Annotated in this window: 7 protein-coding genes and 1 pseudogene; 6 read left to right on the top strand and 2 right to left on the bottom strand. The window is 63.3% G+C overall.

The features are described from left to right. From DH10_RS29570 to DH10_RS29555, 4 genes are all read left to right on the top strand, one after another. A partial coding sequence (locus DH10_RS29570; RefSeq protein WP_192385633.1) for an ATP phosphoribosyltransferase regulatory subunit occupies window positions 1-535 on the top strand: 535 nt, incomplete at its 5' end. Next, window positions 532-1233: an ATP phosphoribosyltransferase gene (gene hisG, locus DH10_RS29565; RefSeq protein ID WP_192252638.1), complete on the top strand. Its 702-nt coding sequence runs from the start codon at window positions 532-534 to the stop codon at window positions 1231-1233. The genes DH10_RS29570 and hisG, both read left to right, overlap by 4 nt. Window positions 1234-1307: 74 nt before the next feature. Further along, on the top strand, window positions 1308-3068 hold the full coding sequence (locus tag DH10_RS29560; RefSeq protein WP_192252641.1) for an AMP-binding protein: 1761 nt from the start codon (window positions 1308-1310) through the stop codon (window positions 3066-3068). Window positions 3069-3131: 63 nt separating this feature from the next. After that, complete coding sequence (locus tag DH10_RS29555) at window positions 3132-4235, top strand: calcium:cation antiporter (RefSeq protein ID WP_192385632.1); 1104 nt, start codon at window positions 3132-3134, stop codon at window positions 4233-4235. Window positions 4236-4397: 162 nt separating this feature from the next. Here the strand turns inward: DH10_RS29555 and DH10_RS29550 are convergent, their stop codons facing one another. Then, window positions 4398-5306 (bottom strand): hydrogen peroxide-inducible genes activator, encoded by a 909-nt coding sequence (locus tag DH10_RS29550; RefSeq protein ID WP_192252648.1) that lies wholly within the window; start codon window positions 5304-5306, stop codon window positions 4398-4400. Between the two features lie 140 nt (window positions 5307-5446). Here DH10_RS29550 and katG point away from each other — a divergent pair, with 140 nt between their 5' ends. Further along, window positions 5447-7660: a catalase/peroxidase HPI gene (gene katG / locus DH10_RS29545; protein WP_192252651.1), complete on the top strand. Its 2214-nt coding sequence runs from the start codon at window positions 5447-5449 to the stop codon at window positions 7658-7660. A gap of 67 nt (window positions 7661-7727) precedes the next feature. On the opposite strand, the gene DH10_RS29540 is transcribed toward katG, so the two are convergent. Further along, the gene (locus tag DH10_RS29540; RefSeq protein WP_192252654.1) at window positions 7728-8405 is read right to left on the bottom strand and encodes an aquaporin; all 678 of its coding nucleotides are present in this window, start codon (window positions 8403-8405) and stop codon (window positions 7728-7730) included. Window positions 8406-8735: 330 nt separating this feature from the next. Here DH10_RS29540 and DH10_RS37330 point away from each other — a divergent pair. Further along, window positions 8736-8872, top strand: a pseudogene (locus DH10_RS37330) (MFS transporter); the annotation flags it as partial.

Raw genomic sequence — 8872 nt, 5'->3', positions numbered from 1 at the left:
GCTGGTGCTCGACGGCGACGCGGAAGCCTTGGCCACGCACATCGCCGAGGGCATGGAACAGGCCGGTCTGTCGGCATCGACCGGCCGCGCGCCGGCCGACATCGCGCGGCGGCTGATCGAGAAGGCGCAGCTTCGCAGCGTGCGGCTTTCCGACGAGGCCTTCTCGGCGCTGAAGGGCTTTCTCGAGATCGACGTCGCGCTGGATGGCGCGACCGATGCGCTGGAAAAATTCGCCGGCGACGCCGGCCTCTCGCTCGGCGCCGCGCTCGAGAATTTCGCAGCCCGCGCCAGGGCGATCGAAGCGCACGGCCTGCCGATGGCGGCAATCCGCTATGACGCCGCCTTCGGCCGTCCGCTCGATTACTACACCGGCCTGGTTTTCGAAATAGCCGCCGCAGATGGTGATCGCCCGCTGGTCGGCGGCGGCCGTTACGACCGGCTGCTGACGCTGCTGGGCGCCAAGAAGTCGATCCCCGGCGTGGGCTTCTCGGTCTGGCTCGACCGCATCGAGGCGTTGCGGGAGGGCGCGAAATGATCACGCTGGCGATCCCGTCCAAGGGCCGTTTGAAAGAGCAGTCGCTGGGAGTCCTGGCCAAGGTCGGGCTGGCGGTCACCCTGCCGCAGGACGACCGCAAATACCGCGCCCGCATCGACGGCCTCGACAATGTCGAGGTGGCCTTCCTGTCGGCATCCGAAATCGCCGGCGAGATCGGCCAGGGCGCGGTCGATCTCGGCATCACCGGCGAGGACCTGCTGCGCGAGAACCTCGCCGACTGGGAAGCGCGCGCCGAGATCGTCGCCCGCCTTGGCTTTGGCCATGCCGATGTCGTGGTCGCGGTGCCGGATATCTGGCTCGACGTCGACACCATGGCCGATCTCGACGACGTCGCCGCCGATTTCCGCCAGCGCCACGGCCGGCGGCTACGGATCGCCACCAAATACTGGCGCCTGACGCAGCAGTTCTTCTCGCTGAAGCACGGCATTCAGGTCTACCGCATCGTCGAAAGCCTCGGCGCCACCGAAGGCGCGCCGGCGGCTGGGCTGGCGGACGTCATCGTCGACATCACCACCACCGGCTCGACGCTGCGCGCCAATCACCTCAAGGTGCTGGGCGACGGCACGATCCTGAACTCGCAGGCCTGCCTCGTCGCTTCGAAGAAAGTCCGAGATGCGGCTGATGAGGCGCGGTTGCGCGATATCGCCGCCAAGATGAGCGCCCTCCTTCCCCGTTGAGGGAGGAGGACCTTTGGCGGATTTTCACCGCCGTCACCGGCTGATAGGCTGACGCATCCCGGGAGGAGACGGCGATGGCGATCAAACTCGACGAGCTCAAGAACGCCACCAATCTGCGCAAAGCGCGCAACAGCTTCATTGCTCCGGTGGAGGGCAGGGCGCATGTCTCGGGCGACCGCTCGGTGCCCTTGCTCGACAAGACCATTCCGGAGCTGTTTTCCGACACGGTGAGCAAATACGCCACGCTCGACGCCGCCGTCTTCGTCGGCCAGGACAAGCGCTTCACCTGGAGCGAGCTATCGGATGCGGTCGATGCTTTAGCCGCCGGCTTCCTGGCGCTCGGATTGGAGAAGGGCGATCGCGTCGGCATCTGGTCGCCGAACCGCTGGGAATGGCTGGTGACGCAGTTCGCCACCGCCCGCATCGGCCTCATCCTGGTCAACATCAACCCGGCCTACCGGCTGACCGAGCTGGAATATGCGCTGAACAAAGTCGGCTGCAAGGCGCTGGTCACTGCCGCGCAGTTCAAGACCTCCGACTATCTCGGCATGATCGAGACGCTGGCGCCGGAAATCGCCATGGCGGAGCCCGGCAAGCTCAAGGCAAAGAAGCTGCCGGCGTTGAAGATCGTCATCCGCATGGGCGACGACAATTCGCCCGGCATGTTCAACTTCGGCGACGTGCTCGCCATGGCCGGACGCGACGAGCATGACAGCCTCGACCGCATCTCCGAAAGCCTGAAGCCGAATGAGGCCATCAACATCCAGTTCACAAGCGGCACGACCGGCGCGCCGAAGGGCGCGACGCTGACCCATTTGAACATCGTCAACAACGGCAATTTCGTCACCTCGGCAATAAAACTCACCGTCGATGACCGGCTCTGCATTCCGGTGCCGCTCTATCACTGTTTCGGCATGTCGATGGGCACGATGGGCTGCGTTACCAAGGGCGCGACGATGGTCTTCCCGGGCGAAGGTTTCGATGCCGGCGCGACGCTCAAGGCCGTCGCGCAGGAACGCTGCACCGGTCTCTACGGCGTGCCGACCATGTTCGTCGCCATGCTCGACCATGCGGATTTTCCGACCTTCGACCTCTCCAGCCTGCGCACCGGCATCATGGCCGGCTCGCCATGCCCGATCGAGGTGATGAAGAAGGTGGTGTCGTTGATGCACATGTCTGAGGTGACCATCGCCTACGGCATGACCGAGACCAGCCCGGTCTCGTTCCAGAGCAGCGTCGACGATCCGCTGGAAAAGCGCGTCTCGACTGTCGGCCGCGTCCATCCGCATGTCGAGGTCAAGGCGATCGGAGCCGACGGCGCCACCGTCGCGGCCGGCGCGCCGGGCGAGCTCTGCACGCGCGGCTATTCGGTGATGAAGGGCTATTGGGACGACGCCGACAAGACCCGCGAGGCGATCGACACGGACGGCTGGATGCATACCGGCGACCTCGCGACAATAGACGCCGAGGGCTATTGCAACATTGTCGGCCGGGTGAAGGACATGGTCATCCGCGGCGGCGAGAACATCTATCCGCGCGAGGTGGAAGAGTTCCTCTACCGCCATCCGAAGATCAAGGAAGTTCAGGTCTTCGGCATTCCCGACGACAAATATGGCGAGGAACTCTGCGCCTGGATCGTGCTGAAGCCTGACCAGATCGCTACGGAGCAGGAAATCAAGGCCTTCTGCGCCGGCCAGATCGCGCATTACAAGGTGCCGCGCTACATCCGCTTTCGCACCGAGCTGCCGATGACGGTCACCGGTAAGCCGCAAAAGTTTTTAATGCGCGAAAAGATGGTCGAGGAACTGGGGTTGGTGGCGCAGAAGACGGCGTGAGAGGTGCTCCCCACACGCTTTTCCGCTAAGTTCGCAGAAACGCGCGGCGTTTGGGGGGCTTCAATGACTGGTTCCACACGGTCGGTGACTTCCTACACGATGCCATTGGCCGCTCTGGCGATGGCTGTCGCGGTCAGAGCCAGCGGTCTTTCGGTGGACGAAGGCTCGCTGAACGTCAGGATTCTTGTTGGAGCGCTTTCGAGTGCGATCATGTTCACCACCATTTTCGTGGTGCTCGACCACGCCGAGGCAGTGGCCCGGCGCGTAGGGGAGCCGTACGGAACGTTGGTGCTGACCTTTGCCGTGACGGCAATCGAAGTGTCGATCATCGTTTCCATGATGCTGCATGGAGAGAACAACCCGACATTGGCGCGCGAGTCCGTTTTCTCGACGGTAATGATTACCTCTACCGGCGTTGTCGGCACGTGTCTCGCGCTTGGCGGCTGGCGTCATCGCAAGCAGGCAATCGTTCGGCAGGGAACCAGTGCGTATTTGGCGGTTCTGATCGCGCTGACGGTCATGACGCTCATTCTCCCGACCTACACTCGAACCACGGATCCCGGTACGTTTTCGGCAGCTCAGCTTGGTTTCGTAAGCGTGCTTTCAGTGCTGCTCTATGCAAGTTTCGTATTCGCCCAGACCGTCCGGCACCGGGACGACTTCATCGAAGGACAAGCGCACGACATCTCGATGCGAACCGCTCCGCAAGAAAGCATCTCTGCCAGCGCTCTGCTCCTGCTGATCGGGCTGATCGGAATTGTCATGCTCGCCGAGCAGGTCGCCGCAAGTGTCGAGAATACGCTCGTCGCCTACCAGGTGACACAGGCTGACAGTATTGTGGGCGCGTTGATCGCGGGGCTGGTTTTGATGCCGGAGGCCATTTCGGCGATTCGCGCCTCACTCAACAATGAGCTGCAGCGCGGCTTGAACGTTGCGATGGGTTCGGCTTGCGCCACGATTGGTCTGACAATACCGGCTGTCGCGGCCGCCAGCCTGCTGACGGGCAGAGGATTGACCTTGGGGCTTCCGGCGGCGGATGCAGTGCTTTTGGCCTTGGCGCTTTTCATATGCAGCGTAAGCTTTAGTACCGAAAGAACGACATTCTTGACCGGAATGGTTCATATTGTGGTGTTTTTTACATACGTATTTTTGATTTTTGTACCATGAAAGCTTGGTGAAAGCTGGCGATCGGATGCATGGATGGAAACGGTCGCGAGGACAGGAACCGCCATTTATCGGGCGCGCAGCGACTACTCAGATACTCAAGCCGCAGAAGCCTCTGAACGACGCGTTAGCGGAGAACTGGCATGGTAAGCGTAGAAGCCGGCGTCAACTCGCCAGCACGGCCTGATCCAGGCCGCGTATGATCTTTGCCAGTTCCACGCATTCGTCCTGACGCACCTTGTTCTTCCGCCAGGCGAGGCAGATCATGCGCTGCGGCATCGGCTCCTGGAACGGCACGATCTTTAAGTCAGGCATGACGCCGGCAGCGCTTGCCGCCATTTCCGGAACCAGCGTCACGCCGAGCCCATGCGCCACCATCTGCAGGAGCGTCGTAAGACTCGTGGCGCCGTAGCTTGCCATCGCCACCGGCCGCACATTGCCGCAGACGGCCAAAGCCTGTTCGCGCAGGCAGTGGCCTTCCTCGAGCAGCATCAGCCGCTCCAGCGCCGGGCTTTCCGGCGGCACCGGCGGCGAGGCGAAGGCCGGATCGCCGGCGGGGACCGCAAGGAAGAAGCGGTCCGGGAAAAGCTCTTCGGTGGCGAGCCCAGGATAGTCGAGCGGCAGCGCGGCGATGAAAGCGTCGAGCTTGCCCGAGACATTGTCCTCGACCAGCGATGCGGTCACCGCCTCGCGCAGCTCGAGCTGCAGGGCAGGGAAATGCCTCTTCAATTCCGGCAGAACCCGCGGCAGCAGATAGGGTGCAACCGTTGGGATGATGCCCAGCCGGAAGCGGCCTTCCATCGCGGGACGGCCGCGACGGGCAGTCGTCTCGACGTCACGTATGTCGGCAAGAATGCGCTCGATGCGCGGCTGGAGCGCCAGCGCCTCGTCGGTCATCCGCACGATCTTGCCGCCGCGCTCGAACAGACGGCAAGTCAGCCGCTCTTCCATTTCCGCGATCTGGGCGGAGAGCGCCGGCTGGCTGACGCCGGCAAGCTTCGCAGCGCGGCCGAAATGCAGCGTCTGCGCCAGCGCGTCGAAATAAAGCATCTGCCTGACGGTGAGACCGATCATAAGGAAATCCTATCGGAAAAAACAGGAAAGGCAATTTGTCTTTATCGGCAAGCCGCCCTAGTCTGGAATCATTCCAGATTGGCGCGGCCGCCGGCCGCCCCGGAAACCCATTTCAAAACTCGGCAAAATCGGAGAGTAAGATGGACGCAAAAACCGACGACAACAGCGCTGGCAAATGCCCCGTGGCGCATGGATCCGCCGGCCGGACCAACCGTGACTGGTGGCCGAACCTGCTCGATCTCGGCGTTCTTCACCAGCAGTCGAACCTCTCTGACCCGATGGGCGAGGATTTCGACTACACCAAGGAATTCCAGAGCCTCGATCTCGACGCGGTGATCAAGGATTTGCATCATGTGATGACGGATTCGCACGACTGGTGGCCGGCGGACTTCGGCCATTACGGACCGCTCTTCATCCGCATGGCCTGGCACAGCGCCGGCACCTACCGCATCGGCGACGGCCGCGGCGGCGCTGGCGCCGGTCAGCAGCGGTTCGCGCCGCTCAACAGCTGGCCGGACAACGCCAATCTCGACAAGGCCCGCCGGCTGCTCTGGCCCGTCAAGCAGAAATACGGCCGCAAGATCTCCTGGGCCGACCTGATGATCCTGGCCGGCAACGTCGCGCTGGAATCGATGGGCTTCAAGACCTTCGGCTTCGCCGGCGGCCGCGCCGACGTGTGGGAGCCGGAGCAGGACGTCGACTGGGGTTCCGAAACCAAGTGGCTGGATGACCAGCGCTATTCGGGCGATCGCGAACTGCAGGGCCATCTCGGCGCCGTGCAGATGGGCCTGATCTACGTCAATCCGGAAGGGCCGAACGGCAAGCCGGATCCGATTGCCGCCGCGCGCGACATCCGCGAGACCTTCCGCCGCATGGCCATGAACGACGAGGAGACCGTGGCGCTGATCGCCGGCGGCCACACCTTCGGCAAGACGCACGGCGCCGGCGATGCAGCACTTGTGGGCGCAGAGCCGGAAGGCGCCGGCATCGAGGCGCAGGGCCTCGGCTGGTCGAGCAAACATGCGACCGGCATTGCCGGCGACGCCATCACCTCGGGCCTCGAAGTCACCTGGACCACGACCCCGACCAAATGGAGCAACAATTTCTTCGACAACCTGTTCAATTACGAATGGGAGCTGACGAAGAGCCCGGCCGGCGCCAATCAGTGGACGCCGAAGGGCGGCGCCGGCGCTGGTACCGTGCCGGACGCGCACAATGCTTCGAAGCGCCATGCGCCGGCCATGCTCACCACCGACCTCTCGCTGCGCTTCGACCCGGCCTATGAGAAGATTGCGCGCCGCTTCCACCAGCATCCCGATCAGTTCGCCGATGCCTTCGCCCGCGCTTGGTTCAAGCTCACCCATCGCGACATGGGCCCGATGGTACGCTACCTCGGCCCGCTCGTGCCGAAGGAAGAGCTGATCTGGCAGGATCCGATCCCGACGATCGACCATGAGCTGGTGAGCGAAGAGGACATCGCCGCGCTGAAGGCGAAGATCCTGGCCACCGGCCTTTCGGTCTCCGAGCTGGTCTCGACCGCCTGGGCCTCGGCCTCGACCTTCCGCGGTTCGGACAAGCGCGGCGGCGCCAATGGCGGCCGCATCCGCCTTGAGCCGCAGAAGGACTGGGACGTCAACCAGCCGGCTCAACTGTCGAAGGTGCTGGCGAAGCTCGAGGCTGTCCAGAAGGAGTTCAACGCCGCGCAGGCTGCCGGCAAGAAGGTCTCGCTGGCCGACCTCATCGTGCTCGGCGGCGTCGCCGCGGTCGAGAAGGCCGCGAAAGACGGTGGCCACGAGGTGAAGGTGCCGTTCACGCCCGGCCGCATGGACGCTTCGCAGGAGCAGACGGATGTCGAATCTTTCGCGGCGCTCGAGCCGAGGGCCGACGGCTTCCGCAACTATGTCGGCGGCAAGCTGCCGATGTCCGTCGAAGCGATGCTGGTCGACCGGGCGCAGCTGCTGACGCTGACGGCGCCGGAAATGACGGTGCTGGTCGGCGGCCTGCGCGTCCTCGGCGCCAACCACAACGGCTCGAAGCATGGCGTGTTCACCGACAAGCCTGGGACGCTGACCAACGACTTCTTCGTCAACCTGCTCAGCATGGCGACGGTCTGGGATCCGGCTGCTGGCACAGAGCCGGGCTCGGAAGAGGTCTACGAGGCGCGCGATCGGAAAACCAAACAGGTCAAGTGGACCGGCACGCGCGCCGACCTGATCTTCGGCTCGCATTCGCAATTGCGTGCGCTGGCCGAGGTTTACGGCTCGGCCGATGCCAAGACGAAGTTCGTCAAGGACTTCGTCAAGGCCTGGACCAAAGTGATGAACCTCGATCGCTTCGAGCTGGCCGCGAAATAAGGTCACATCCTCCCAAAGAAAAGGCGCGGGTTCATGCCCGCGCCTTTTGCATCGGCCAAACTAACGATCAGTCTTTTTCGAAGATGCCGGCCTTGGCGACGACGCCGGCGATCGCCCCGCCGATCAGCGGCGCGACGATAAACAGCCAGAGCTGGCTGAGCGCTGCGCCGCCCGAAAACAGCGCCGGGCCGATCGAACGCGCCGGATTGACCGAGGTGCCGGTGACCGGGATCATGGCGAAGTGAATCCCTGCCAGCGTCAGGCCGATGACCAGGCCGGCAAAGGCCGTCGTATGCTTGGCGTTGGTGACGCCGAGGATGACGGTGACGAAAGAGAAGGTACCGATCAGCTCCCACAGGAAGGCCGAGCTCACGCCCCATTTCGCCTCGTCCCAGCCGTTGGCGCCGAAGCCGCCGGTGTGGCCGCCGGCCTGGCCGGTGACGATGATCCACAGCGCCAGCGAAGCGATGATGGCGCCGATGATCTGCGCGATCCAGCAAGGGACGACATCCTTGGCCGGCATCCGTCCCGCAAGGAACACGCCGAGCGTCACCGCCGGATTGAGATGCGCGCCCGAGATCGGGCCGATCGCATAAGCCGCCGCGATCAGGCCGATGCCGAACGCCAGGCCGATGCCTTCCTGCCCGAGCGGCAGCGCGCCGCCGAAGCCGCCCGTGACCACGTAGGCCGTGCCGATGAACGCCAACAAAAACGTGCCTAGAACTTCTGCCAGATAAGTCTTCATTGCCCTCTCCTCATAGGGATCCGTCAAACCGCGTTTCCCGCGCCGCGAATCACAGACGAAAGAGTATTCTCTTGGAAAACTTGGAAAGCTAAGTGGTTAAGCCAGGCCGGTTGCTTGTGCGCCAGTCAAAACATTAGAGAATTTTCATGTTTCGATCGATTTGTTCTTGGTTCCGCTGACGGTCGACTGTCTCGAAAAAGCGTTCCGTTTGTCGTATAGAGGATGGCAATGGACAGGTCGTTTTTGGCCTCACCGCAACAGAAATGTTTCAATCGGAGCAGGAAAGGCTCTAAGAGCAGGGCTCAAAGCAACGGGTTGACGGAAGCAAGAATGCGACTGGGCGGAAGGCTGGCGGCGGCTATCGAAGTTCTGGAAGACATCGGCAGGCGCCACCGGCCGGTGGCCGACGCCTTGCGCGACTGGGGCCTGTCGCACCGCTTTGCCGGCGGCGGCGACCGCGCGGCGAT

Origin of the sequence: Mesorhizobium silamurunense (assembly GCF_014843825.1) — a bacterium.
GTDB lineage: Bacteria > Pseudomonadota > Alphaproteobacteria > Rhizobiales > Rhizobiaceae > Mesorhizobium > Mesorhizobium silamurunense.
This window is presented reverse-complemented; position numbering and strand designations above follow the sequence as displayed.